Origin of the sequence: Pseudonocardia nematodicida (genome assembly GCF_040105385.1) — a bacterium.
Classification (GTDB): domain Bacteria; phylum Actinomycetota; class Actinomycetes; order Mycobacteriales; family Pseudonocardiaceae; genus Pseudonocardia; species Pseudonocardia nematodicida.
Window position 1 is genome coordinate 392,871 of record NZ_JBEDNQ010000004.1, and the last position, 24,354, is coordinate 417,224.

A 24,354-nucleotide genomic window follows, 5' to 3' on the forward strand; every position below is an offset into this window, starting at 1 on the left:
GTGACACGCGCTCACTAGACTCGCGCGTCATGGTCGACGGAGCGCCCGGGCGGAAGATCCTCTGCATCTCGTTCTCGGAGATCACCGCCGACGCGCGGGTGTTGCGTCAGCTCGACGTCCTCGCCGAGCTCGGCCACGTCACGACGATCGGGTACGGCGAGCGCCCCGACGCCGCGGCCGAGCACCTGCCGCTCGATCCGTCGCTGCCGTCGCTGCCGCAGACCCCGGCCGGCGTCCTGCTGCTCGCCGCCCGCCGGTACGACCGGGTCGAGTTCGAGGGTCCGGCGGTGCGGTCCGCGCTCTCGCTGCTCGCCGGCCGCCGGTTCGACGTCGTGGTCGCCAACGAGGCCCGGGCGATGGCGCTCGCACACCGCGTGGCGGACGGCGCCCCGGTGCTGGCGGACCTCCACGAGTGGGCCCCGGAGGAGCGTGCCCACGTGACCTCGTGGCGGCTGCTGGTGCGGCCGTTCATGTTCCACCAGTGCGCGAAGTATCTGCCCCGGATGTCGGCCGTCACCGTCGTGAACGGGTCCATCGGCGAGATGTACCGGGAACGCTTCGGCGTGCCGTGCCGGGTCGTCCGCAACGCGGGACCGCTGCACGACCTCGAGCCGCGGCCGGTAGAGCACGGCCGGATCCGGCTCGTCCACAGTGGAGGTGCTGTGCCGGGTCGCAACCTCGAGGCGCTGATCGAGGCCGTGCGGGGGCTCGGCCCCGAGTACTCACTCGACCTGTACCTGGTCCCCAGCCGGGACGGGGGCCGCTACCTGGGCCGGCTGCGCGCGCTCATCGGCGGCGACCCTCGGATCACGCTGCACGACCCGGTCCGGCCGCACGAGCTCGCACCCACACTCAACGCCTACGACGTCGGCGTCTTCAGTCTCCCGCCGCTCACCCCGAACCACCGCCTGATGCTGCCGAACAAGATCTTCGACTTCGTGCAGGCGCGGCTCGCGGTGGTGTTCAACTCCGCACCCGAGACCGACCGGCTGATCACCGAGCACGGCTTCGGCACGATCGCGCCCGACCACACGGCGGCCGCGATGCGCGACACCCTCGCCGCCCTCTCTCCGGCGCAGGTCGCCGAGTACAAGCAGAACGCGCACCGTGCCGCCGCGGTGCTCAACTCCACCGAGGACTCGGCGGTGACCCGGGACGCCGTCGCCGAGCTGCTGGGCGACGCGGCTCAGCCGACCTCGCGCAGCGAGCCTCCGTCCTCGGTGTAGGTCGTGCCGGTGGACGGGCAGACCCACTGCCCGTCCTTCTCCGCCAGCGGCACACCCGCGCGTCCGACCCAGCCGATCCGGCGGGCCGGAACCCCGGCGACGAGCGCGTGCGCCGGCACGTCCCGGGTCACGACCGCACCGGCCGCCACCGTGGCCCAGGCGCCGACGGTCACCGGGGCGATGCACACCGCGCGGGCACCGATCGAGGCGCCCTCACCGATCGTGACGCCGACGGGCTCCCAGTCGGCCGTGCCCTTCGGCGTCCCGTCCGGGTTGACCGCGCGCGGGAAGGTGTCGTTGGTCAGCACGACCGCGGGTCCGATGAAGACTCCCGCGGCGAGCTCTGCGGGCTCGTAGACCAGAGCGTGGTTCTGGATCTTCGAGTTCTCCCCGACCCGGACGCCGATGCCGACGTACGCGCCGCGCCCGACGATCGAGTTCGCGCCGAGGTCGGCGTCCTCCCGGATCTGGGCGAGGTGCCAGACCTTGACCCCGTCACCGAGCCTGGCCGACCCGGCGACGTCGGCGCCCGGTGCCACGAACGGCTGCTTCACGAACCGCTCAGCCACGGCCGATCACCCGGTAGGTCACGCCGGGCCAGCGGTCAGCGGAGCTCGTGCGACGGCCGTCGACGAGTACCCGCACACCGGGCAACCGGTCCGGCCCCAGCTCCGCGTACTCGCGGTGGTCGGCCTGGACGACGGCGGCGTCCACCGGCTCGTCGAGGTGGTAGGGGGTGAAACCGAGGCCGGCGAGCTCGTCGTCGGCGTAGAGCGGGTCGTGCACCAGGGGGACCGCGCCGCGCCCGGCCAGCGCCGCGACCGTCGGGAACACCCCGGAGAACGCGGTCTCCTTGACCCCGCCCCGGTAGGCGGCGCCGAGCACCGCGACGCGGGCGCCACGCAGGTCGCCGAATGCGCCCTCCAGCAACCCGATCGTGTACGACGGCATGGCCGCGTTCGCCTCGCGGGCGGCACGGACGACCGTCGCGTCCGGGTCGTTCCACAGGTAGAGACGCGGGTAGACCGGGATGCAGTGCCCACCGACGGCGATGCCGGGCTGGTGGATGTGGCTGTAGGGCTGCGAGTTGGCGGCCTCGATGACCCGGGCGATGTCGATCCCCGCCGAGTCGGCGAAGCGGGCGAACTGGTTCGCCAGCCCGATGTTGACGTCGCGGTAGGTGGTCTCGGCGAGCTTGGCCAGCTCGCTCGCCTCGGCCGATCCGAGGTCCCAGACGCCGTTCGGCCGGGGCAGGTCGGTGCGCTCGTCGAAGTCCAGGACATCGGCGTAGAACGAGGTGGCCCGCTGCGCCCCCTCGGCGGAGAGTCCGCCGATGAGCTTGGGGTACTTGCGCAGGTCGGCGAACACGCGCCCGGTCAGCACCCGCTCCGGGGAGAACACGACGTGGAAGTCGATGCCCTCGGCCAGGCCCGAGCCCTTCTCCAGCATCGGCATCCACCGGTCCCGGGTCGTGCCGACCGGCAGCGTCGTCTCGTAGGAGACCAGGGTGCCCGGCGTCAGGTGCGCGGCGAGCTCCTCGGTCGACGCGTCCAGCGAGCGGAAGTCGGGACGGGCGTCGTCGTCGACGAAGAGCGGGACCACCAGCACGATGGCGTCCGCGCCGGGGACGGCGTCGGCGTAGTCGGTGGTGGCGCGCAGTGCGCCGGAGGGGACGAGCTCGGCGAGCGCGTCGGCCAGGCCGGCCTCGCCGGGGAACGGCTCGGTGGCCTCGTTGACCAGCCGCACGACGTCCGGGGCGATGTCCACCCCGGTCACGCGGTGGCCCTTGGACGCGAACTGGGCGGCGAGCGGGAGCCCGATCTTGCCCAGGCCGATGACTGCGATCTCCACGCGCAGGACCTCCGTTAGTACTGCGGGAACGTGCGGCGAGCCTACGGGCGGGTCACCTCGGGCCGACCGTATGCCCCGACCGGGTGTCGGCTCGGCAAGGCGATACGGTGCCGCCTCCGCGCGACGAGGCGCGGCGGAGCGGAGGAGAGCACGCTGGACCGCCTGATCCTGATCGCCGCTGCGGTGATCGCCCTGCTCCCCGGTGCCGCGCTACTGCTCGCGTTGCGGATCCGTTCCCTGCTGCTGATCGCCGCGCTGGTACCTACCGCGTCGGTCGCCATCCTGCTGATCGTCGCGACCGTCGCCGCGCCGGCAGGGGTGTCGTTCTCTCCCGGCCTCGTCGTCACGGTGGTCGTGGCACTGCTGCTGGTCGGCGCGGTGCGATTGTGGCGGTCAGGGGCGCGATGGCGGGTCGGGCTGCGACGTCCCACCGCGCCCGCGGTCGTCGGTGTGTTCGGGGTGGTGGCGGGCACCGCCGTCGCAACCCGGATGTGGTTGCGCGGCCTGGGTGGCCTCGACCGGATCGCGCAGGAACACGACATGATCACCCACCTGCTGCTCGTCAGCTATATCGAGCGGTCGGGCAACGCCGCGCCGTGGCAGGTCCGCCCGCTCGACCTGCTCACCGAGGGCCCGGTGCGCTTCTACCCGGCGGGCGCGCACCTGGCACCGGCCCTGCTCGCCGGGACCGGCGTCGACCCGGCCGCCTCTCTCAACGCGATGACCGTGATCTACCTGGCCGTCTGCTGGGTGTTGTCGGTGGCGGTACTGACCGCCGTCGCGGCGCTGAGGCTATGTGCCGGCACGTCCACCGCATGGCTCACGGCCGGCACCGCCGCGGTCCTCGCGCCGGCGTTGTACCGACCCGCCGTACAGCTCATGCACGACGGGGGCATCTACTCCGCGGCGGTCGCCCTGTGCCTGGCTCCGGGGCTGATCGCGGCGCTGCTGCTCGCCTCCGAAGAGCGCGCCGGGCGCACGGCGGTAGGGCTCGGCGCGGGTGCGGCCGGGATCGTCGCGGTTCACCCGAGCGCGGCGGTCACCGTCGGGATCTCGGTGATCGCCTGGCTCGCCGGTGACCTGGTGACCCGGCAAGGCCGAACGCGGCTGCGCCGCTCGGTCCCGGTTCTGCTGGGCGCCGGAGGCGTCGGCGCGCTGCTCGCCGCACCGGTCGTGCTTCAGGGCGGAGAGTCGACAGGTGCGACCGGATCGTTCGCGGTCGCACCACAGGGATACCCCCTTGGCGACTCGCTCGGCAGCGCTGTCGCCCTGATCTACGGCGGGTACCTCGACCCACCGCGGGGAATCGGCCTCGCCGGGCTCACCGCGCTGTACCTGTTCGGAGTGCTCGTGGTGGTACGTGCCGGAGCCGGCCTCGGTGTCGTGGCCGCGTGGGCGGTGTGGGTGCTGGTGACGGCGTCGTCGATGTTCGCGCCGGGGACCGGACCGCTTCGCCTGGTGACCGGGCTGTTCTACAACTCGGTGCCGCGGATCTGGTCGCACGTCTCGCTGTTCGTACCGACGCTGGCAGCGCTCGGGGTCGTCCTCACGATGCTCGGGGTGGTGCACGCCCTCCGCCGCCGGGTGCGGCGACCGCTGCCCGCTCCGGTACGGAGCCGGCCGGTTGCCGCGGTCGCGGTGCTCACCGCGATGGCCGCCCTCCTCGCCGTCCCGGTCGACCGTGCCGTCAGCACGAACACGACCACTGTGGCGGCCCGGTACGCGACCCCGGACTTCGTCCGCGTCGGACCGGACGACCTGGCCGCGGTCGACTTCCTGGACGGACGTGTGGCCCCCGGCGAGCGCGTCCTGAACTCCGCGAACGACGGGTCGACGTACCTCTATGTCGCGGCTGGGATCCCGGTCGTCAACTCGACCACGCTCGGGACCGGTGCGATGCCGTACACCTACGAACTGCTGCGCTCCTTCGACCGCTACCCGGACGATCCGGACCTCCGGCGGATCCTGCAGGACCTGGACGTCGGCTGGGTGTATGTCGACGCCGAGGCACCCCCCATCGGAGCGGCGGGCGCGCCGGACGGATGGACTGGTTCGGACATGTTCACCACTCCGTCCGGATTCGCCGAGCTCGACGGCAAGGATCTCCCCGGCCTCACGCCGGCGTTCCGGAGCGGGACGGTCACCGTGTACCGGCTGGACCTGGGCGCAACGGAGCCCCCTTCGCCATGAGCGTCCGGACGACTCAGTCGCGGACCGAGGGCCCCGGCGAACCGGACTCGGCGTCCGGCTCGGCCCCAGCCGGACCGTCCGGATGCTTCGGAGCGAACTGCTGCCCGAGGTAGTACCCCGCAACACCGAGCGCGATCCCGGCCACGACCACCCACCACTGGCCGAGGAGCAATCCGACGACGCCCCCCGCCACACCGCCTAGAACCACCCAGAACCACATGCCCTGCCCACCGCTCAACGGATCCCCCAAGTTCGCGTCACCCTGGTCCGATAATCAGGACAGACCGGGCGACGAACCACAACGTTCACGGGTCGACGGTCGGGTGACGCCGCGGTGAACACCTCCGGATCGCCCCGGCTGCCCGGCGGCGATCCTTGCACCGACCCGGAATGCCGGACGGCTACCGTGTCGGGCGGCGGTGAACCCGACGACCGTCCGCAACCGGCCCGGAGGAAGCATGCGCGCGCTCGTCACCGGCGGAGCCGGTTTCATCGGTTCCACCCTGGTCGACGCCCTGGTCGCCCGCGACGCCGAGATCCTGGTCGTCGACGACCTGTCGGCCGGGAAGCGGGAGAACCTCCCGGCCGGCGTGGATCTCGTCGAGCTCGACATCCGGGACACCGCCGGCATGGCGAAGCTCGCGGCCGAGTTCCGGCCGGACGCGGTGCACCACCTGGCCGCGCAGATCGACGTCCGCACCTCGATGGCCGACCCCGTGCACGACGCCTCGGTGAACGTACTGGGGACGCTCAGCGTGCTGGGAGCCGCGCGGGACGCCGGGGCGCGGGCGGTCGTCGTCTGCTCCACCGGCGGCGCGATCTACGGCGACGGGGCGCCGCTGCCGACGACGGAGGACGAGCCCGCCGAGCCCGAGTCGCCGTACGGGATGAGCAAGCTCGCCGCCGAGCGCTACACCCGGTTCTTCGTCCGCGCGCACGGCCTGCCCGCGCTGGTGCTGCGCTTCGCGAACGTCTACGGCCCGCGCCAGCACCCGGCCGGCGGCGCCGGGGTGGTGTCGCTGTTCTGCGACCGCGCACGCTCCGGGGGCCGGCCCACGGTCTTCGGCGACGGCGGGCAGACCCGCGACTTCCTCTACGTCGGCGACGTCGCCCGCGCCGCGCTCGCCTCCGCCGACCGCCTCGCCGACGGCCGCCTGGCCGGCGAGGTGTTCAACGTGGGCACCGGCACCGAGTCGACCATCGTCGAGCTCGCGGCCACGATCGGGCGGATCGCGGGCCTCGACGCCGGCGCCTTCACCCCGGAGCACCAGCCGGCCCGCCAGGGCGAGCTGCGCCGCAGCTGCCTGGACCCGTCCCGCGGCCTGGCCGCCCTCGACCTCCCGGCCCCCACGACCCTGGCCGACGGCCTCGCCGAGACCTGGGCCTGGCACAACACCCGCCTCTGACGCCCCGCGCGCCCCATCCGTAGCCCGACTCATGACGCTTTGGTTCGGCATGGCCGAACCAAAGCGTCATGAGTCCGAAAAGGGGGCGAGGCGAGCGGGTCAGCTGTAGACGGCCATCGTCAGCATCGCGATCCAGGCCAGCGCCAGGACCTGGAGGACCCGGTCGCCGAGCGCGATCTCCTCGGGCTCGCCACCGGTGCCCCGGTCGACGTCCACCGAGTAGCGCAGCACGGCGATCACGAACGGCACGATCGACAGCACCGACCACACCGAGTTGTGGTGCGCCTCGCGGATCTCGAACGCCCACAGGCCGTAGGTCATGATCATGACCGTGGCGGACAGCGACCAGACGTAGCGCAGGTAGGACGCCGAGTAGCTCTCCAGCGACTTGCGGATCTTCGCGCCGGTCTTCTCGGCGAGCATCATCTCCGCATAGCGCTTGCCGGCCACCATGAACAGCGAGCCGAACCCGGCGACCAGCAGGAACCACTGGGACAGCGTGATCCCGGTCGCGACACCACCGGCGATGGCGCGCATCAGGAAGCCCGACGCCACGATGCAGATGTCGAGCACCGGCTGGTGCTTGAGCCACAGGCAGTACGACAGCTGCACCGCGACGTACACCGCGAGCACCACGATCAGCTGCCAGGTGAGCAGGAACGACAGCCCGATCGCCGCCGCGAACAGCACGCCCGCCCAGATGTAGGCCAGCGGCACCGGCACGATCCCGGCCGCGATCGGGCGACGACGCTTGGTCGGGTGGGCCCGGTCGGCGTCGACGTCGAGCGCGTCGTTGACGAGGTACACACCGGACGCGGCCAGCGAGAACGCGGCGAACGCGATCAGGCAGTCGACCAGCACCGAGCCGTCGAAGAGTCCACCGCCGACGAACGGCGCGGCGAAGACCAGGACGTTCTTCACCCACTGACGCGGGCGCATCGTCTTGAGCAGACCGCGGGCGACGAGCGTCGGGGTCCGCTCGGACGGGTCCAGCGGGGTGGCCGGCGCGAGCGTCGCCCCGGCGGCGTCCGCCTCGTGGCCCTCGGGGGCGCCGGCGTCGTCCGGCGCGTCCGGCTCGACCGGGGTGCGCGGGTCGGCGGCCTCGGCGACGGCGGCCTTCGACGGCGTACCGGCGTCGCCGGACGCGGCGGCACCGTTCGAGGACGCTCCGTTCGACGGGGCTCCGTTCGACGGGGCCTGGGCGGCCGCGCCGGACGGGGCCGCGGCGTCGTCGGCCGGGTCGTCGACCTTCGTGCGGTCGGAGCTGGTCATGCGCTCACCCTCCGGTGGTCGGGTCGGGAGCGGATGCGACGGCGCGCGCCGGCGGCCACGGCCGCTCCGAGCGCGGTACCGGTCGCGACGTCGGTCGGGTAGTGCACACCCAGGACCAGGCGGGACAGCGCCATGGCGCCGACCGTGAGCGCCGCGACCGGCCGCGCGCGACGGCCGAGCAGTCCGCCGTAGAGCACGGCGGCGGCGGTGGTCGAGGTGGCGTGCGAGGACGGGAAGCTCAGCCGGCTCGGGGTGCCGACGAGCACCCGCACGGACGGGTGTTCCGGACGGCGGCGGCGCACCACGCGCTTCACGCCGATCGAGGCACCGTGCGCCAGCGCCACCGCGGCCGCCGAACCGAGCCACTCCCGCCGGCGCGGACGGTCCAGCGCCGCTCCGGCGAGGCCGAGCGCGAGCCAGCCGGCCGCGTGCTCCCCGAACAGCGACATCCCGCGGGCGACGCGGATCGTCGCTGGTGACGCGACCGCGTCCTGCACGGTGGCCAGGACGGCGAGCTCGCCGTCGGCGGGAGGAGCGGGGACGGGACCGGCGTCGGCGCCGACCGGCTGATGCGGACCGGAACGGTCCAGGGTCTCGGCCACGGGGTGGGGCCCTCCAGGCGTGCCGCAGGCACCCGGCTCGCCCGGGCGATGACAGCCGGAAATGGTACGCCGGACCGGCCTCGGGCTCCGGGCCGGGGCCCGCGATCGGGGGAACGACGGGCAGCGGGTGAACAGCGTCCGAACCGGTCCCGACCAGCAGCGGAAGCCCTCAGAACCAGCGCTCGAGCACCTCGGCCAGCCCGTCGGCGGTGTTCGGCGCGGTGACCTCGTCGGCGACGCCGATCAGGTCCGGGTGGGCATTGCCCATCGCGACACCGACGCCGGCCCAGCGCAGCATCTCGCGGTCGTTGGGCATGTCGCCGAACGCGACGGTCTCGGCCGCGTCCACACCGAGCCGCTGCGCCACGTCGGCGAGCCCGGTCGCCTTGGTCACCCCCGGGGCGGAGGCCTCGATCAGTCCGGACGGGTGCGAGAAGGTGAGGTCGGCCAGGCCGTCCACCTCGGGCGCCAGACGCTCCAGCATCTGCTCGCTGGTCAGCTCCGGCGACCGGATCAGCAGCTTCGTGACGGGCCGGGCGAGCAGCTCGTCGCGGGTGGCCGGTCCGGCGTCGTTGGCGCCCCAGGCGTGCACGTAGCCCGGCTCGGCGAGGAACTCGTCGACGGTCCCGTGCGCCACGCCGCCGGTCTCGGCGGTGCCGACCCGCTCGACACCGAGGCCGACGCCCGGGAACAGCTCCCCGCACAGCGCGGCGATCTTCCGGACCGCCTCCGGTTCCAGGGTGCGCGCACTCAGCACGACGTCGGCGGCGGCGTCGTAGACGACGGCCCCGTTCGCGCACACGCACCACCGGACGTGCCCCTCGGGCAGCCTGGCCACCACCGGCGGGATCCAGCGCGGGGGCCGCCCGGTGACGAGCACGAACTCGGCTCCGGCGGCGACCGCCCGGGAGATCACGGCGGCGGTGCGCGGGGACACGGCGTCGCGGTCGTCGAGCAGGGTGCCGTCGACGTCGGTCGCGACGAGGCGTGGCTGCTTCTCGGCGATCACACCGTCGAGCCTACGTAACCCGCGACCGGCCACCGGGCGGCTAGTCTCGACGGGTGCGCGTTCTGGTGGTCGCGGCCCCGCTGCCGGGGCACCTGGCGCCACTGTTGCCGTTCGCGCACGCGCTCTGGGACTCCGGGCACGAGGTGCTGCTGGCGACCGGCGGCGAGGCGCTGCCCCCGGGCGGGACCGGTCCGCTGCCGTGGATCGACGTCGCCCGCAACGTGCGCGTCGGCCGGCTCGCGGCACGTTCGCTGGTCACGCACCCGGTCGCCGCCCGCGCGGAGCTGGCCGGCCGCGGCGGGGACAGCGGGGTGCGGTCGCTGTTCGGGCCGGTGAACGAGGAGCTGACCGACGCGCTGGTGACCGTCGCCGAGCAGTGGCGTCCCGACGTCGTGCTGTACGAGCCGCTGGCGGTCGCCGGCGCCCTGGCCGCCGCACGGCACGACGTGCCCGCGGTGCTGCACGAGACCGCCCTGTACGACGGGCTGGCGCTGGCCCGCGCGCTGGTGGACACCCGGCCGCTACGTCGGGCGCTGGTCCGGCACCGGGTCGCCGCGGTCCCCGCCCCGGCCATCGCCCTGACGATCGCGCCGGCCAGCCTCGTCGGCGCCCGGGACGCGCTCCCGGTCCGGCCGGTGCACGACGCCGGGCCTGCCGCCGGTGGGCTGCCGGCCTGGCTGCGGGCGCCCTCGGAGCGACCCCGGGTGCTGGTGCTGCGGGGTGGCGGGCCGGTGCGGGGCGACCTGCAGGCGTCCGCGGTGCGGGCCGCCGCGGAGCTCGACTGCGAGGTGGTGCTGGTCCGCCCGCCCGGGCGGCTGGCCCGACGACGGGGACGCGTCCGCTCGGTGGGCCGGGTCCCGCTGGCCGAGGTGCTGCCGCACTGCGCGGCCGTGCTGCACGACGCGAGCGCGCACCGCGTCCTCGCGGCGCTCGCCGCCGGGATCCCGCAGCTCGCGCTGCCCGGCCCGGGCGACCGCCGGCGCAACGCGGACCTCGTCGAGGCCCGGGGGGGCGGCATCGGCGGCGGCGTCACCACCGACGCACTCCGCCGGCTGGTGCACGACGGCGAGCTCGCCGCCGCCTCCCGCGAGGTCCGCAGCGAGATCACCGCGATGCCCCCGCCCCAGGCCCGCGTCGACCTGATCACCGCCCTGGCCTGACTTCACACCCCTGGACCGCGCTTCACACCGGCAGCGGCGGGTGTGAGGCGCGGCGAAGGGGTGTGAAGTCGGCGGCGGCGCGACCCGTCACCGGTCGCCACGGCCTTCGCGGCGGGTGCGGCAGGCGACGACGGGGTGCGGCGCGCGGCGACAGCCCGAGGCTAGAAGACCGCGACGGCGACGATCAGACCCAGCGCGACGTGCGCGGCCGCGACGACCTTCGCCGCCGGCTGCGGCTCCTCGGACTGGATGACGTCGCCGATGTCGATACCGGTCACCCACTCCAGCAGCCGCACCGCGCCGACCTGGGCGAGGATCCCGAGCAGCCCGAACACCAGCGACGAGATGATGCCCTGCAGCAGCGACCCGTAGGACACGTAGATCGCGATGACGATGATGAACGCCATCGAGAGCATCCCGGCCGCGGTGATCGTCACCGCGTTCGGCAGCCCGGCGCGGACCATCTGCGGAAGCTTGCCCGGCGTGGTGAGGTCGATCGCCCAGAAGCCGATCAGCATCAGCAGGGTGCCGATCACGGCGTAGATCAGGATCGCGCCGATGCCACGGCCGAGGAAGCCCCAGTACGTGGCGTCGAGCGCCTGGGCGAGGATCACGGGAGGTACCTCCGAGAAGGGGAGCGGGAAAGGTCAGGAACCGGGGATGCGGTGCGGCACGAAGGCCGCGCCGTCGTCGGTGATCAGGCCGGGTGACTCCCGGATGCCCATCCCGGCGGCGGTGTCGCCGACCAGCCAGGCGCCGATCACCGGACGGAAGCCGTCGAACTCGGGCAGCGGGTCGAACATCTGGTAGACGAAGCCCTCGTCGCCGTAGACGCCGCCGGTGGCTACCTCGTAGCCGGGTGCGACGACCTGGATGTTCGCGCCCTCACGCCCCAGCAGCGGCTTGCGGACGTACTCGGTGAGCATCCCGGGGTCACCGAGTGAGGCGGGGAGCAGGTTCGGGTGCCCCGGGTACATCTCCCAGAGCACGGCGAGCAGCGCCTTGTTCGACAGCAGCGTCTTCCACAGCGGCTCGAGCCAGAGCGTCTCGGGCAGGCTGCGGGAGACGTGCTTGCCGAAACCGTCGCCGAGGATCCACTCCCACGGGTAGAGCTTGAAGACCGCGGACATCGAGACCTCCTCGAGGTCCACGAAGCGGTCCAGCGCGGAGTCCCAACCGATGTCCTCGATGGACAGTCCGACGGTGTCGATGCCGGCCTCGGCCGCGGTCTCCTGCAGGTACCCGACGGTGATGTGGTCCTCGCCGGTCGACTCGGCGCCGGACCAGGTGAAGTGCACCTCGGCCGACGGCAGCGCGGACCGGATCTCACCCCAGCGCTCGACGAGCTTCTCGTGCAAGGAGTTCCACTGGTCGTCGCCGGGGTGGACGTCCTGCAGCCAGTACCACTGCAGGATCGAGGCCTCCAGCAGCGACGTCGGGGTGTCCGCGTTGTACTCGAGCAGCTTGCCCGGGCCGGAGCCGTCGTAGCGCAGGTCGAACCGCCCGTAGACGTAGGGGTCCGAGCGCTTCCAGGAGGCCGCGATCGCCTCCCAGCTCCACTCGGGCAGCCCGAAGTCGCGGAACCGCTCGGTGGTCACCACGTGGTCCACAGCGGACAGACACATCGAGTGCAGGACCTCGACGTCGGCCTCCAGGGAGAGGACCTCGTCCATCTCCAGGACGTAGTGCACCGACTCGTCCCAGTACGGCCGCTCGCCGCCGGCGCCGTCCCGGCCCGGGGTGTCGAAGACCAGGCCCTGGTCGGCGACGGTGCGCTGCCAGTCCGGGCGCGGGGTGCCGCGCTCGCGTCGCACCCGGCTCAGCTCCCGCTGGAGGAGCCGCCGCCGCGGCTGCCGTAGGACGAGTTCCCGCCGACGCCGAGCCCGCCCCGGGAGATGGTGCTGCCGGTGTTGGCGCTGCGGACGGTCGTGCCGGACGGCGGCGGTGCCACGTTCCCGCCGGTCGCGACCTGCCCGACGTTGCCGGCGCCGCCGTAGTTGTAGTGGTACTGCCGCCCACCGCCGCCGAGGAAGATCGGGACGAAGGCGAACCCGCCCCCGCCGGACGCGACCTGGCCCTGGCTCTCGGTACCGCTCTCGCAGTTGTCGTCCGGGACGACGACGTTGTTCTCGTCGACGCAGCGCGCCTCGACGGCCTCCGAGCCGCCCGACCCCGCGTAGACGGCGGCGATCAGCGCGACGACACCGACCGTCGCACCGGTACCGATCAGCACCCGCTTGGTCTTCTTCGACCGGGCCTCGGCCAGCCGGACGGCCTCGCGGTCGGCGCGGAGCTTCTGCTCACGGGCCCGCTTCTCGGCCAGCGTGGGCTCGCGCGGGGTGGTGCTGCCGTCCTGCCGGCGCATCCGGCCGCGTTGCGGTCCGCCGGTGCCCCCCGGCCACGCCTCGCCACCTCGCCCGGCGCGGTCGTCGCCTGGTCCGTCGGTCATCGCTGCTCACCCATCACTGCCCTGCCGTTCCCCCGCAGCTCACCGTACCGGGCGTCCACCCCGCCGGAGAGCGGACACCGGATGACGATTCGGCAGCGTTCCGGCTTCCCCTCACCAGCACGCGCCCGTCGGCGCCACCGGGCGGGACGAACGGTCCCGGTCGCTGCCCGACGGCGCTGTCACCTGCTCGTTCGCAGCACACCGGCGACCGACCGCCGCGCCGCGGTACCGGCCGGATGAAGATCGCCCCGGCCGCGCTGCATCATGGACGTGCCATGGATCCCAGCTCCCCCTACGGCGCCGCTCCCCCGCACCGGCGCCACACCGCGCCCTCGCCCGGCCCGGACCACGCCGGGGAGCCCCGTCACGACCGTTTCGGGACCACGTCGGTCCTGTCGCGACCCGCGGGCCGGCGCGCCGAGTACGACGACGGGCGCGATGACGACGACGCCACCGCCCTCGTCGCCCCGGCCACCGAGGACGTGGACGCCGAGGTGCGGACCGGGCGCACGTTGTCCGGGACGCGCCGGGTCGGTGTCGGGATCCTGATCGGCGCGTTCCTCATGCTCACCGTCGCCTCGCTGGACTCACTGCTCGGCGCCGAGGTGCCGGTGCTCGGGTCGTTCGCCTCGTCCGGGGTGCCGCCCCGGGTCGAGGAGGTCCCGCCGCCCCCGCCCCCGCCGGACACCCCGGGCACCTGTCTGAACTGGACCCGGGCGGACGCAACCGACACGGCCGCCGTGGACTGCGCGCAGCCGCACCTGTTCGAGCAGGTGGGCCGGGTCGGGCTCGACGACCAGGCCGTCTTCCCGGCCGACGAGGCGTGGCAGACCCTGGTCTCCGAGCGCTGCACCCCGCTGGTCACGTCCTATCTGGACGACCGGTTCGACCCGGACGGCAAGTTCCGGGTCGGCGCGCTCAAGCCGTCCCAGCAACGCTGGGACGAGGGCGACCGGGGGATGCGCTGCGGCCTGCAGACGGCGTCGCGCAGCGGGGCGATGTTCCCGATCACCGGCCGGGTGGCCGACCAGGACCAGTCCGCGATCCACCCGGAGGGCACCTGCCTGGCCATCGACGGGCGCACCGTCGGCGACCCGGCCGACTGCGGCGCCCCGCACTCGGTCGAGGCCGTCGGCGTCATCGACCTGGGCACCGAGTTCCCCGAGGGCCACCCCTCGGTCGAGGACCAGGACGGCTTCCTGCAGCCCGCCTGCCAGGAGGCGGCGAACGCCTACGCCGGCAACGACACCGCGATCGCCGACAAGGGCCTGACCGTCTACTGGGGCAACCTGTCCGAGGCGTCCTGGGCGGCCGGCAGCCGCAAGGTGAACTGCAACGTGGGCACCCTGCTGCCCGACGGCAGCGGGTTCGCGGCGATCACCGGCTCGGTCCGGGGCGACGTGAGCGTCGCCGACCAGCCCGCGCCGCCGGCCGCGACCACACCCGGTGTCCCGGCGACGCCCGGCCAGTCCGGCGGGCCCTCGCAGCCGCCCGCGCCGGGCAGCTCCGCGCCCCCGGTCGAGCAGCCCGACCGCGAGCAGCCCGGCGCTCCGGACGTCCCGCTCCCGGCCGAGGCCACCGACGGTCCGCCGGACCTGGACCTGCCCACCGACCTGCCCGAGAACTGACGCGACCCGTGCCGGTCACGATGCCGCCCGACCGGTTCGACGAGCTCGTCGCCGCCGCGCTGGACCTCGTCCCGGCCGGGCTCGCCGCGGCGATGGACAACGTGGTGGTGCTCGTCGAGCCGCGCAACGCCGAGGAGCCCGACCTGCTCGGGCTCTACGAGGGCGTCGCGCTGACCGAGCGCAGCGCCGACTACGCGGGTGAGCTACCGGACCGGATCACGATCTACCGGGACGCGGTGCTGGAGTTCTGCGAGGACGACGAGCAGGTCGTCGACGAGGTCGCGATCACCGTGGTGCACGAGATCGCGCACCACTTCGGGATCGAGGAGGAGCGGCTGCACGAACTCGGATGGGGCTAGGACGCCACGGCGTGCAACGTCGTCGCCACCAGCTCCGGTTCGAGGATCATGCTGTCGTGGCCGGTCGCCAGCTCGACCCACCGCCACTGCGGCCGGTGCTCGCGTACCCAGGCCCGGGACGGTGCCAGGGGCGTGTAGAGCGGCTCGGTCGTGCAGACGTAGGTCGCCGGCAGGCCGTTGCCGACCGGGTTCGCCAGCTCGATCGCCGTCTCGTAGGTCGCGACGGGGTGCGGGGTCAGGCGGCGCCGGACCCACCCGGCACGGGGGTGGTCGGCCGGGATGCCGAACGCCGTGACGTCGAACGGTTCCCAGACCGGCCCCGACCCGTGGTCGACGGCCTTCGCACGCCGGCCGGCCACGATCGCGGGATCCATGGTGTCGAACACGGACCGGCCGCTCTCCGGGACGAGGGCGTCGAGGTAGACGACGTGCGCGATGCGGTCCGGGATCCGGTCGACGACCCCGGTGACCGCGGCGCCGCCGAAGCTGTGGCCCACCAGCACGACGTCGGTGAGGTCCTCGGCGACCACGTGCGACTCGACGTCGGTGACGAAGGTGCCGAGCGTGATGTCCCCGCTCATCAGGTGGGCACGTTCACCGAGCCCGGTCTGGGTCGGGGTGGTCACCCGGTGTCCGAGGGCACGGAGCCGCTCGGCCACGAACGTCCAGCACCAGCCGCCGTGGAACATGCCGTGGACGAGGACGAACGGCCGTCCCGACGGCTCCGAGCGGTTCACCGGGGCCTCAGTGGGCCGAGCGCGAGTGCTGCGGCATCGGGTCCCACAGCTCCAGCGCCCAGCCGCCGGGGTCGCGACGCAGCACGACGCGGCCGGTGTTCGGGACCGGGTTGTCCCGGCCGAGGCCGGAGTCCGCGGACGCGCCGAGCAGCGCCTGCGTCACCACCCGGATGACCGCCCCGTGACTGACCAGGACGACCGCACCGGAGGTCACGCCGTCCAGCACCCGCTCGACGTCGGGCAGGAACCGCGCCCAGACATCCTCGGCGGACTCCCCGCCGGGCATCGGGCGGCCGGGGTCGCCGTCCCACCAGGACTCGAAGACCTCGTCGAAGATCGCACGGGCCGCGTCGTCGTCCCGGTTGTCCAGATCGCCGACGAACACCTCGTGCGTGCCGGGCAGCTCCTGCACCCTCGTCCCGAGGGCCGCACCGATCGGCGCGGCCGTCTCCTGCGCCCGGGTGGCCCGCGAGGCGTACAGGGCGCGCACCGGCCAGTCCGCGAGCAGCCCGGCCACCTCGCGCGCCTGCTCCCGCCCGAGCTCGTCCAGCGGCGGGCCGGGCACCTTCGTGTCCAGCGCGTGCCGGACGTTCGACGGCGTGCGCCCGTGCCGGACCAGCACCAGGCGGACCGCGCCGTCGTCCGGGGGCACCTGCGCCGAGCGGGGAGCACTGCCCGTGGCGGCGAAGGACGCGGCCCCGTCGTGCTCGGCGTCCGGGTGCGGGTCTCGGCCGCTCATCGGCCCACTCCTTCACGAATCGCGGTCAGCCAACGCGCGGACTCGGCGTGGGCGTCGTCGTGCACGACGGCCTGCGGCACCACGGGACTCCCGACGCCGTCGGCCGGGGTCTCGTCCACGGCGGTGCCGTCCTCGGCGCGCGGGAACGATCCGAGATAGATCAGCCGGTCGCAGCGCCGGTACAGCGCGGCGAGTGCCTCGCCCATCGCGGGCTCGTTCACGTGCCCCGAGCAGTCCAGGTGGAACCAGTACTCGGCGTGCCGGTCCTTCACCGGACGGGACTCGATCCGGGTGAGATCGATGCCGCGCACGGCCAGCTCGGTGAGCAGGCCGAGCAGCGTGCCCGGCCGGTTGGTGGTCGTCGCGGCCAGGGTGGTGCGGTCCCGGCCGGTCCGCTCCGGCGGCGGGCCGGGCCGGGTGAGCAGCACGAACCGGGTGACGGCGCCGGGGTTGTCGGCGATGTCGTCGGCCAGCACCGCGAGGCCGTGCTCGGTGGCCGCCAGCGGTGCGGCGACCGCGGCGTCGACCTCACCGCGGGCGGCCTGCGCGGCGGCCTCGGCGGTCGAGGAGCTGACCCGCACCTCGGCGTCGGGCAGGTGGGTGGCGAGCCAGCCCCGGGTCTGCGCGATGCCGTGCCCGTGCGAGGCGACGGTCCGGACCTGCGGGAACGTGGTACCCGCGGCACCGAGCAGGCAGAACCGGACGGGGATCCGGGCCTCCCGCGCGATGATCAGCGGCGGGTCCTCGACGAGGCCGTCGAGCACCGGCGGGACCGCGCCCTCGACGCTGTTCTCGATCGGGACGCACCCGGCGTCGACGGAGCCGTCGCGGACCGCGGCCAGCACCGCGGGCGCGCCGGGCAACGGGATCAGCTCGGCGTCCCGGGACTCCGGCAGCGTGCGCAGCGCCTGTTCGGTGAAGGTCGCGCGCGGTCCCAGGAAACCGATCTTCCGCACGGGTCAGTCCAGCAGGCCGAGGGCCACCAGGTCGGCGATCGGCACCGGGTCCGGGTCGACCCCGCAGCGCGGCAGGACGGTCCGGACCTGCTCGACGGCCTTGTCGGGCAGCTCGTCGAGCTCGCGGGCCAGCCCCTCGCCGTCGGTGCTCTCCAGCGCGTCCGCCACCGGGTCGGGGCTCGCGCTGACGCCGGTCATCCGGGCCACGGCGACGATCAGGTTGAGCAGCCCGTGCCGGCCGCGTCCGCCCGAGCCGTTCGGCTCCTCGCGCACGATGCGGTCCAGCCCCTGTGCCGAGATCCCGCCGGCGCCGCTCTCCAGGCCGGCCTGCAGGAAGCTGTGGACGTCGTCGACGGTCGGCACGTCGGACGGGCGCGGCCCGCCCATCCGGATCTTCGGGGTGCAGCCGTGCTCGGCGACCTTGCGGATGGCGGCGAGCCAGGCCTCGTGCGCCTCGGCGTCGCCCTCGACCGGGCGGCGGGGCTCGACGACCGGCGTCACCTCGTCCGGCACGAACTCCGAGACCCGCTCCAGCCAGATGCCGTCGACGTCCGGCGGCGCGGCGCACTCGACGGTGCTCGGGGTGAGCAGGCTCGAGCGGGAGAACACGGTGGAGAGCGCCTTGGGCACGGCACCGAGACCGGTGTCCACCACCAGGCCGAGGTCGGCCGGGCGGCTCGGCGCGGAGCGGGCCAGCTCGGTGACCACTGCGGGCAACTGGGACGCGGGGCAGACCAGCCGGCCGACCAGGCCTCCGTAGTGACCGTCACGGGCGGCGAGGTAGCGCGAGACCACGGCGTCGACGCCCGGTGCGACGGTCCTGGGCTGCAGCAGGCTGGTGTCGTCGACCAGCGCGGCCAGCAGCGGACGGATCGGCCACGGGTCGGCAGCGGAACCCGAGGGCACGGTCATCACGCCGTCGACGCTAACGGTCGGGTCACGGCGAACCGACAACGGGGGTTCTCCCCCGGCGCCGTGCGGAGGTCACCGGCACTGGACAGGGCACACTCATTGCTGTTTAGGTAAGTCTTACCTAAACGGAGGTGAGAGTGGGAACCACCCGGATACGCCGCCCCCCGACGCCCGCCGTCGCCGAGCGCGCACGCAGCCTGGTCGCCGGAGGCGCCGCTCGCAGCGCCATTGTCGGGACCGGGGAGCCCGAACCGGTCGCGCCGCTGATGCACCACACGTGGCCGGACGGCACGACCGACCTGCTGCTGACCGACGACCACCCGCTGCGCGCGCACGCCCGCGACGCCGGCGACGACGGCCTGCCGGTCATGCTCGAGCTGACCGGGAGCACCCCGGTACCGCTGCCCGAGCCGGTGCGCGAGCTGCTCTGGCTGCTCGGCCGGCTGCACGAGCCCGACCCGGCGACGGCCCGGGAGCGCGCGCTGCGCCTCGCCGAGACGGCGCCGCACCCGAACCTGCTCGACGCCGGCCGCGGCGCGACGCTGCTGCGCCTGTACCCGTCCTCGGCGGTGTACTCCGACGCCGAGGGGTGCGCCCCGGTGTCGCCCACCGAGCTCGCCACGGCCCTGCCCGACCCGTTCTGCCGGGTGGAGCAGCAGTGGCTGGAGCACCTCGACCGCGCCCACCCGGAGATGCTGTGCGCGCTGCGCCGGCACCTGCCGCACGCGCTGCGCAGCGCCACGACCACGCCCGGCCGGATCCGGCCGATCGGGGTGGACCGCTGCGGGCTGCGGGTGCGGGTGCCCGCGCCGGGCGGCACCCAGGACGTCCGGCTGGCGTTCTCCGCCGAGGCGCGGACGCCGGCGGAGCTGCAGGCCCGCTTCGCCGAGCTGGTCGGCTGCCCGGTGCTGCGGCCGGCCCAGGAGGCCCGGGAGAGTTCGGAGTCCTAGGCGGTCTGCGACCCGACCAGGTGCTCGTCCTGCACCTTCTGGGTCACCTTGCGCTCGGCGACGAACGACGCCACCGGGATCGTGCCGGCCGCGAGGATGACCAGGGCGTACAGCGGCTTCCAGCGGCACCGCTCGGCCAGGATCAGGGTGCACACGATGTAGATCATGTACAGGAAGCCGTGCACCATGCCGATCAGCGCGACCGGACGCGGGTCGCCGAAGATGTACTTCGCCGGCATCGCGTAGAAGGTCAGCAGCAGCAGGCCGACACCGGTGATCCAGGCCGAGATCCGGAACGCCTTGAGTGCGCCTGGAACGGTCACGTCGTCGTCTCCTCTCGGTGCCGGTCCGCCAGGCGGGCCAGCTCCGCGTTGTAGGCCCGCAGCTGCGGGTCGGTGTGCCGGGCCATCGTCACGCCGGCCGGGCGGGGTGTGAAGGGCGAGCGGCGCGGGGGCGGCACGGTGCCGTCCGGCGACGTGGCCCCGGTCGGCTCGGCCCCGGTCGGCTCGGCGGCACCCGGCGTCACGGCGGCCGGTGCGGAACCGTTCCGGGACGGCCCGGCGGTCGCGGTCACCGCGCCGGCGGGCCCCGGCTCGCCGGATCCGGGGGTCACGCCGGCCGAGGGCGCGACGGACGACTGCCCGGCGTCGGACGGCTCCCCCGCGGCCGCGGCGGCCTCCAGGTCGGCCACCTCCATCCGCAGGAAGCGCCACCACATGTAGCCGAAGAACACCGCGAACGCCGGCCACTGCAGGCCGTATCCGATGTTCACCGCCGACCCCATCGCCGAGCCCGCACGGCCCCACTGCCAGGCGGCCAGGAATCCGCAGGTGACCATCGCGCCGAGCGTGAGGACGTGCCAGGCGATCCACCTCGGGGACACCAGCAACCGCAACACGCCATCAGGGTACGGCCCCGTGACCGGCTCCCGGACCGCCGCCCGGCGCGGGGTGCCATGATCTCCGGTCGTGACGACGCCCCCGGCCCGGCTGCGGGACTGGCTCGCCCCGGTCGCCCCGGCGTCCCCGGCCGTGGTCACCGACCGCCGGGAACGCCGGCTGATCGGCCTGGAGATCGCGGTCGTGCTGACCGTGACGCTCGGGCTGTCCGCCCTGCGCAGCGCGCTCTCGCTGCTCGAGGCGCTGCTGAACCCGGCGCCGCTGGCGGCCCAGCAGGTGACGCTGAACGCGCCGGCCTCCACCGACACCTGGATCGACCTGGCGTTCCAGCTGGTCCGGGCGCTGCAGCTGGCCGGCTGGGGCGCGCTGGCCGCGTACCTGCTGCTGCGCGCGGGGTTCGCGCTGCGCACGGTCGGGCTCGACGGCCGCCGTCCCGGCCGGGACGCGCTGCACTCGGCCGGGCTGGCCGCGCTGATCGGCATCCCCGGACTCGGGCTCTACCTGATCGGGCGGCTCGCCGGGATCACCCCGGACGTCGCGCCGAGCACGCTGACCGACGTCTGGTGGCGCATCCCGGTCCTGCTGCTCTCCGCCGCGGCGAACTCCTGGGCGGAGGAGGTGGTGATGATCGGCTACCTGCTGACCCGGTTCCGGCAGCTGGGCTGGTCGGAGAACCGCTCCGCCCTCGTCGCCGCCGTCCTGCGTGGCTGCTACCACCTCTACCAGGGGATCGGGGCGTTCGTCGGCAACCTCGTGATGGGGCTGGTCTTCGCCCGGTACTGGCAGCGGACCAACCGCCTCTGGCCGCTCGTCGGGGCGCACCTGTTGATCGACATCGTGGCGTTCGTGGGCTACGCGCTGCTGGTCGACGTGCTGCCGTTCTGATCGCCCCGAAGCGCCCCTCACCAGGGGAAAGGTGACCCTCTCCAACTGAGACCGACACCAACTCTGGAGCAGTTCAAGAAAATGGCGGGCGGCGCTAACCTGGTCCCATGACCGACGAGACGAAGTTCCACGCCCTGCTGCGCGAGCAGGTCCGCAGCGAGTTCACCGCGAGCCAGCAGTACATCGCCGTCGCCGTGTGGCTGGACGGCGAGGACCTCCCCCAGCTGGCCGCGCTCTTCTACGCGCAGGCGATCGAGGAGCGCAACCACGCGATGGGCATGGTCCAGTACCAGCTGGACAACGACCTGCCGCCGGCCATCCCGTCGATCGGCGAGATCCAGAACGGCTTCCGCTCGGTCGAGGAGGTCGTCGAGCTCGCGCTGGCCCAGGAGAAGCAGGTCACCGAGCAGATCACCACGCTCGCCCGCACCGCCCGCGACGAGGGCGACTACCTCGGCGAGCAGTTCATGCAGTGGTACCTCAAGGAGCAGGTCGAGGAAGTCGCCTCGATGACGACCCTGCTCACCGTGGTCCGCCGCGCCGGCGACAACCTGTTCCACATCGAGGACTTCGTGGCCCGCGAGCTCGCCAAGGGCGACGGCGCCGACCCGACCGCGCCGCCGGTCGCCGGCGGCCGCGTCTGAGCCCCGCTCCCGTCGGTCTCAGCACCCCTCCCCGGGCCCCACTCATGACGCTTTAGTTCGGCATAGCCGAACTAAAGCGTCATGAGTCGCGTTTCGGGAGGGTGTGCGGGAGGGGCGGCCGGAGCGCAGGGGTCAGCGCAGGGTGATCTGCTTGCCGGCCAGCACCTCGCGGGCCCGGTGCTCGGCGTCGGTCAGCGGTTCGGAGTCCAGCCCGGCCAGCACCTCGTCGAGGCGCTTCGCGAACTCGGCGGCGGGCCCGGCCCACTCCGACGAGTGCATCTCCCGGTCCACGTCCCACACCGGCACCAGCAGGCCGTGCGCGCGGAAGGACCCGGCGTAGTGGGACCCCTCGCCCAGCTCCAGCTCGCCCCGGCCGGACAGCCGGGCCAGCGCGGCCATCAGGGTGACCTCGTCCTCGGTCCGCACCCAGCGGATGTGCCCCTTCGACCCGGTGTCCACCCAATACGCGCCGCGCACGCCGGGTGCGGCGACCGCTTCGGTCGGCATGATCACCGAGTTGGCCCGCTCCAGCATCGCCGCGGCCTCGGGGTCCGGCTCGCCGCCGGGCAGCCACCAGGCGAAGTCGGCGTGCACCGACGGCTCCAGCGGGACCTCCGGCTCCAGCACGTCCTGCAGCCGCTCGCCGGTGCGACGCTCCGGGCCCACCACCGGCAGCGACGACCCCGGCTCGGCCGAGCGGGCCCAGGCCAGCGCCCCGGCGAGGTCGGCGGACAGGTCGCCCGAGCGGGTCTGCACCTGCATCCCGAGCAGGATCTCGCCGCTGTCGCGGACCAACGCCGCGGACGCGCCGGGCAGCACCGACGCCAGCGTCACCGGCCCGCCCTCGCGCAGCGGCAGCGCCGCCGTCGCGGACGGCAGGAACTCCCGCATCGCGACCAGGTCCGGCTCGGCGGCCAGCCCCTCGAAGGGCCGGACGACGATCACGTCGTCGCCGGCGCCGTGGCAGGCCTTGTACCGCTTGCCCGACCCGCACGGGCACGGCCGGCGGGGGTTGCCGCCCTCGGAGCCCTCGGAACGGGTGGCACGGTTACGCGTCTTCTTGCCCATCCCGGGCAAGGTAGCGGGTGATGCATACGTGTGACCCGGCCGACCCCCGCTCCCGTCCGGCCCCGCCGCCGTTCGACCCGGGCGATCCGGCCTTCCTCGCCGACCCCTACCCCGTCTACGCCGCGCTGCGCGACGCCGGCCCGGTGCACCCCCACCCCGCCCTCGGGCTGCCGGTCGCGGTCACCCACGCCGCCTGCTCGGCGGTGCTGCGCGACCGCGGGCTGGGCCGGATCTGGTCCGACGCCCGGCCCGAGACCGAGCTGGCGACCTTCAACCTGCTGCACCGCAACTCGCTGCTGGAGCGCGAGGGCGAGCCGCACACCCGGCTGCGCCGGCTGGTCGCGTCCGCGTTCGCCCGCGGGCACACCGAGCGGCTGGCACCGCTGGTCCGCGCCCGGGCCGAGGGCCTGGTCGGGCGGCTGGCCGCCCGGGTCCGCGACGGCGAGCCCACCGACCTGATCGAGCTGGTGGCCGAACCGCTGCCGGTGGCGGTGATCGCCGACCTGCTCGGCGTGCCCGACGACCGGCGGGAGCCGCTGCGGGCCTGGTCGGACGCGATCGTCCGGATGTACGAGCCGCCGGAGAGCGGAACCCGCGGCGCGGTCCGCCGCCGCGCCGCCGAGGACGCCTCCGCCGAGTTCGTGGCGATGCTGCGCGAGCTCGCCGCCGACCGCACCGGCTCTCCCACGGGAACCGGGCCGGACCTCATCCGGGATCTCGTCGCCGTGCGGGACGACGAGGCCGCCGGCGCCCGGATCTCCGCCGACGAGCTCGTCGGCACCGCCGCGCTGCTGCTGATGGCCGGGCACGAGGCGACGGTCAACGTCATCGGCAACGGGGTGCACACCCTGCTGCGCCACCCCGCCCAGTGGCGACGGCTGCGGGACGACGAGAGCCTGCTCCCGACCGCGGTCGAGGAGCTGATCCGGTTCGACGCGCCGCTGCAGCTGTTCGAACGCACCGCGCTGGCCGACACCGCCGTCGCCGGCCACCCGGTGCCCGCCGGGACCCGGATCGGTGCGCTGCTCGGCGCGGCGGGCCGGGACCCCGCGGTGTTCGACGACGCCGACACCCCCGACGTCGGCCGCTCCCCCAACCCGCACCTGGGCTTCGGCGCCGGGGTGCACTACTGCCTGGGCGCGCCGCTCGCCCGGCTGGAGATCTCCGAGGTGCTGCGCGCCCTGCTCCGGGCCCTGCCGGACGCCGCGGTGCACGGCTCGCCGACCCGCCGTCCGCGGTTCGTGATGCGCGGCTGGACGGAGCTCCGGCTGAGCACGGACTGAGCGAATGAGCCGAACGGCCGCAATTGCGTTGCACCGAACGGTTCTGCAGTTTTCCCCGTTCGCCGAATTCACGTCCGCGAAACGTGACCGGGCTCGCCAGAATTGAGGACGAATCGCCGGGGTCCGCCG

The 24,354-nt window shown here is 74.0% G+C and carries 26 protein-coding genes; 10 read left to right on the forward strand and 16 right to left on the reverse strand.

What is annotated here, in order from left to right:
* Positions 1–29 precede the first annotated feature (29 nt).
* A complete protein-coding gene (locus WIS52_RS12225; protein ID WP_349298305.1) occupies positions 30–1,226 on the forward strand; it encodes a glycosyltransferase in 1,197 nt (398 codons plus the stop codon).
* Here WIS52_RS12225 and WIS52_RS12230 read toward each other — a convergent pair.
* Together WIS52_RS12230 and WIS52_RS12235 are read right to left on the reverse strand one after the other, a co-directional pair.
* Positions 1,187–1,795: an acyltransferase gene (locus WIS52_RS12230; RefSeq protein ID WP_349298306.1), complete on the reverse strand. Its 609-nt coding sequence runs from the start codon at positions 1,793–1,795 to the stop codon at positions 1,187–1,189. The genes WIS52_RS12225 and WIS52_RS12230 overlap by 40 nt on opposite strands.
* The gene (locus WIS52_RS12235; protein WP_349298307.1) at positions 1,788–3,077 is read right to left on the reverse strand and encodes a nucleotide sugar dehydrogenase; all 1,290 of its coding nucleotides are present in this window, start codon (positions 3,075–3,077) and stop codon (positions 1,788–1,790) included. The genes WIS52_RS12230 and WIS52_RS12235 overlap by 8 nt, the downstream gene beginning before the upstream one ends.
* 183 nt (positions 3,078–3,260) lie before the next feature.
* Between WIS52_RS12235 and WIS52_RS12240 the strand changes: the two genes are divergently transcribed.
* Positions 3,261–5,267, forward strand: coding sequence for a DUF6541 family protein (locus tag WIS52_RS12240; protein WP_349298308.1), 2,007 nt, complete (start codon positions 3,261–3,263; stop codon positions 5,265–5,267).
* A 13-nt stretch (positions 5,268–5,280) separates the two neighbouring features.
* Here WIS52_RS12240 and WIS52_RS12245 read toward each other — a convergent pair whose 3' ends face one another.
* Complete coding sequence (locus tag WIS52_RS12245) at positions 5,281–5,517, reverse strand: hypothetical protein (RefSeq protein ID WP_349298309.1); 237 nt, start codon at positions 5,515–5,517, stop codon at positions 5,281–5,283.
* A 208-nt stretch (positions 5,518–5,725) separates the two neighbouring features.
* On the opposite strand from WIS52_RS12245, the gene WIS52_RS12250 reads away from it, so the two are divergent.
* Complete coding sequence (locus tag WIS52_RS12250) at positions 5,726–6,673, forward strand: NAD-dependent epimerase/dehydratase family protein (RefSeq protein ID WP_349298310.1); 948 nt, start codon at positions 5,726–5,728, stop codon at positions 6,671–6,673.
* A 99-nt stretch (positions 6,674–6,772) separates the two neighbouring features.
* Here WIS52_RS12250 and WIS52_RS12255 read toward each other — a convergent pair whose 3' ends face one another.
* The 3 genes from WIS52_RS12255 to WIS52_RS12265 form a co-directional block, all read right to left on the reverse strand.
* Positions 6,773–7,945, reverse strand: a complete 1,173-nt coding sequence (locus WIS52_RS12255) for a decaprenyl-phosphate phosphoribosyltransferase (RefSeq protein WP_349298311.1) — start codon at positions 7,943–7,945, stop codon at positions 6,773–6,775.
* Entirely contained in the window at positions 7,942–8,535 is a 594-nt protein-coding gene (locus WIS52_RS12260) for a phosphatase PAP2 family protein (RefSeq protein WP_379610603.1), read from the reverse strand. The genes WIS52_RS12255 and WIS52_RS12260 overlap by 4 nt, the downstream gene beginning before the upstream one ends.
* A gap of 181 nt (positions 8,536–8,716) precedes the next feature.
* Complete coding sequence (locus WIS52_RS12265; protein WP_349298312.1) at positions 8,717–9,556, reverse strand: HAD family hydrolase; 840 nt, start codon at positions 9,554–9,556, stop codon at positions 8,717–8,719.
* Between the two features lie 53 nt (positions 9,557–9,609).
* Here WIS52_RS12265 and WIS52_RS12270 point away from each other — a divergent pair, with 53 nt between their 5' ends.
* On the forward strand, positions 9,610–10,716 hold the full coding sequence (locus WIS52_RS12270; protein ID WP_349298313.1) for a nucleotide disphospho-sugar-binding domain-containing protein: 1,107 nt from the start codon (positions 9,610–9,612) through the stop codon (positions 10,714–10,716).
* Between the two features lie 161 nt (positions 10,717–10,877).
* On the opposite strand, the gene WIS52_RS12275 is transcribed toward WIS52_RS12270, so the two are convergent.
* Genes WIS52_RS12275 through WIS52_RS12285 form a run of 3 tightly spaced genes read right to left on the reverse strand, consistent with a single transcriptional unit; the run spans position 10,878 to position 13,165 of the window.
* Complete coding sequence (locus WIS52_RS12275; RefSeq protein ID WP_349298314.1) at positions 10,878–11,330, reverse strand: DUF350 domain-containing protein; 453 nt, start codon at positions 11,328–11,330, stop codon at positions 10,878–10,880.
* A gap of 33 nt (positions 11,331–11,363) precedes the next feature.
* Positions 11,364–12,530 (reverse strand): glutathionylspermidine synthase family protein, encoded by a 1,167-nt coding sequence (locus WIS52_RS12280; protein ID WP_349298315.1) that lies wholly within the window; start codon positions 12,528–12,530, stop codon positions 11,364–11,366.
* 5 nt (positions 12,531–12,535) lie between these two features.
* Positions 12,536–13,165 carry a hypothetical protein gene (locus WIS52_RS12285; RefSeq protein ID WP_349298316.1) on the reverse strand — a complete coding sequence of 210 codons (630 nt, stop codon included), beginning with the start codon at positions 13,163–13,165 and terminating at the stop codon, positions 12,536–12,538.
* A 275-nt stretch (positions 13,166–13,440) separates the two neighbouring features.
* Between WIS52_RS12285 and WIS52_RS12290 the strand changes: the two genes are divergently transcribed.
* Together WIS52_RS12290 and WIS52_RS12295 are read left to right on the forward strand one after the other, a co-directional pair.
* Positions 13,441–14,793, forward strand: coding sequence for a septum formation family protein (locus tag WIS52_RS12290; RefSeq protein ID WP_349298317.1), 1,353 nt, complete (start codon positions 13,441–13,443; stop codon positions 14,791–14,793).
* A gap of 8 nt (positions 14,794–14,801) precedes the next feature.
* Positions 14,802–15,152, forward strand: a complete 351-nt coding sequence (locus WIS52_RS12295; RefSeq protein ID WP_349298318.1) for a metallopeptidase family protein — start codon at positions 14,802–14,804, stop codon at positions 15,150–15,152.
* Here the strand turns inward: WIS52_RS12295 and WIS52_RS12300 are convergent.
* The 4 genes from WIS52_RS12300 to WIS52_RS12315 are packed head-to-tail and all read right to left on the reverse strand — an operon-like array spanning position 15,149 to position 18,496.
* Positions 15,149–15,889 carry an alpha/beta fold hydrolase gene (locus WIS52_RS12300; protein WP_349298319.1) on the reverse strand — a complete coding sequence of 247 codons (741 nt, stop codon included), beginning with the start codon at positions 15,887–15,889 and terminating at the stop codon, positions 15,149–15,151. The genes WIS52_RS12295 and WIS52_RS12300 overlap by 4 nt on opposite strands.
* A 7-nt stretch (positions 15,890–15,896) precedes the next feature.
* The gene (locus WIS52_RS12305; protein WP_349298320.1) at positions 15,897–16,628 is read right to left on the reverse strand and encodes a histidine phosphatase family protein; all 732 of its coding nucleotides are present in this window, start codon (positions 16,626–16,628) and stop codon (positions 15,897–15,899) included.
* Positions 16,625–17,584 carry a prephenate dehydratase gene (pheA, locus tag WIS52_RS12310; RefSeq protein WP_349298321.1) on the reverse strand — a complete coding sequence of 320 codons (960 nt, stop codon included), beginning with the start codon at positions 17,582–17,584 and terminating at the stop codon, positions 16,625–16,627. Before pheA ends, WIS52_RS12305 begins: the two co-directional genes overlap by 4 nt.
* A gap of 3 nt (positions 17,585–17,587) precedes the next feature.
* On the reverse strand, positions 17,588–18,496 hold the full coding sequence (locus WIS52_RS12315) for a hypothetical protein (protein WP_349298452.1): 909 nt from the start codon (positions 18,494–18,496) through the stop codon (positions 17,588–17,590).
* 137 nt (positions 18,497–18,633) lie between these two features.
* Between WIS52_RS12315 and WIS52_RS12320 the strand changes: the two genes are divergently transcribed.
* Positions 18,634–19,446: a DUF2470 domain-containing protein gene (locus WIS52_RS12320; RefSeq protein ID WP_349298322.1), complete on the forward strand. Its 813-nt coding sequence runs from the start codon at positions 18,634–18,636 to the stop codon at positions 19,444–19,446.
* On the opposite strand, the gene WIS52_RS12325 is transcribed toward WIS52_RS12320, so the two are convergent.
* Both WIS52_RS12325 and WIS52_RS12330 read right to left on the reverse strand, forming a co-directional pair.
* A complete protein-coding gene (locus WIS52_RS12325; protein ID WP_349298323.1) occupies positions 19,443–19,769 on the reverse strand; it encodes a DUF3817 domain-containing protein in 327 nt (108 codons plus the stop codon). The two genes, WIS52_RS12320 and WIS52_RS12325, sit on opposite strands and share 4 nt — an antisense overlap.
* Positions 19,766–20,344: a hypothetical protein gene (locus tag WIS52_RS12330; protein WP_349298324.1), complete on the reverse strand. Its 579-nt coding sequence runs from the start codon at positions 20,342–20,344 to the stop codon at positions 19,766–19,768. Before WIS52_RS12330 ends, WIS52_RS12325 begins: the two co-directional genes overlap by 4 nt.
* A 70-nt stretch (positions 20,345–20,414) precedes the next feature.
* Between WIS52_RS12330 and WIS52_RS12335 the strand changes: the two genes are divergently transcribed.
* Together WIS52_RS12335 and WIS52_RS12340 are read left to right on the forward strand one after the other, a co-directional pair.
* Positions 20,415–21,230: a CPBP family intramembrane glutamic endopeptidase gene (locus WIS52_RS12335; RefSeq protein ID WP_349298325.1), complete on the forward strand. Its 816-nt coding sequence runs from the start codon at positions 20,415–20,417 to the stop codon at positions 21,228–21,230.
* Between the two features lie 107 nt (positions 21,231–21,337).
* Entirely contained in the window at positions 21,338–21,874 is a 537-nt protein-coding gene (locus tag WIS52_RS12340) for a ferritin (protein WP_349298326.1), read from the forward strand.
* Positions 21,875–22,006: 132 nt separating this feature from the next.
* Here WIS52_RS12340 and WIS52_RS12345 read toward each other — a convergent pair whose 3' ends face one another.
* Positions 22,007–22,942 carry a DUF5926 family protein gene (locus WIS52_RS12345; protein ID WP_349298327.1) on the reverse strand — a complete coding sequence of 312 codons (936 nt, stop codon included), beginning with the start codon at positions 22,940–22,942 and terminating at the stop codon, positions 22,007–22,009.
* A gap of 20 nt (positions 22,943–22,962) precedes the next feature.
* Between WIS52_RS12345 and WIS52_RS12350 the strand changes: the two genes are divergently transcribed.
* Positions 22,963–24,225 (forward strand): cytochrome P450, encoded by a 1,263-nt coding sequence (locus WIS52_RS12350; protein WP_349298328.1) that lies wholly within the window; start codon positions 22,963–22,965, stop codon positions 24,223–24,225.
* Positions 24,226–24,354 lie beyond the last annotated feature (129 nt).

Coding starts and splice junctions, on each gene's coding strand:
- WIS52_RS12225 (WP_349298305.1), top strand. CDS start 30: ATGGTCGACGGAGCGCCCGGGCGGAAGATCCTCTGCATCTCGTTCTCG.
- WIS52_RS12250 (WP_349298310.1), top strand. CDS start 5,726: ATGCGCGCGCTCGTCACCGGCGGAGCCGGTTTCATCGGTTCCACCCTG.
- WIS52_RS12255 (WP_349298311.1), bottom strand. CDS start 7,945: ATGACCAGCTCCGACCGCACGAAGGTCGACGACCCGGCCGACGACGCC.
- WIS52_RS12285 (WP_349298316.1), bottom strand. CDS start 13,165: ATGACCGACGGACCAGGCGACGACCGCGCCGGGCGAGGTGGCGAGGCG.
- WIS52_RS12290 (WP_349298317.1), top strand. CDS start 13,441: ATGGATCCCAGCTCCCCCTACGGCGCCGCTCCCCCGCACCGGCGCCAC.
- WIS52_RS12305 (WP_349298320.1), bottom strand. CDS start 16,628: ATGAGCGGCCGAGACCCGCACCCGGACGCCGAGCACGACGGGGCCGCG.
- WIS52_RS12315 (WP_349298452.1), bottom strand. CDS start 18,496: ATGACCGTGCCCTCGGGTTCCGCTGCCGACCCGTGGCCGATCCGTCCG.
- WIS52_RS12340 (WP_349298326.1), top strand. CDS start 21,338: ATGACCGACGAGACGAAGTTCCACGCCCTGCTGCGCGAGCAGGTCCGC.
- WIS52_RS12345 (WP_349298327.1), bottom strand. CDS start 22,942: ATGGGCAAGAAGACGCGTAACCGTGCCACCCGTTCCGAGGGCTCCGAG.
- WIS52_RS12350 (WP_349298328.1), top strand. CDS start 22,963: ATGCATACGTGTGACCCGGCCGACCCCCGCTCCCGTCCGGCCCCGCCG.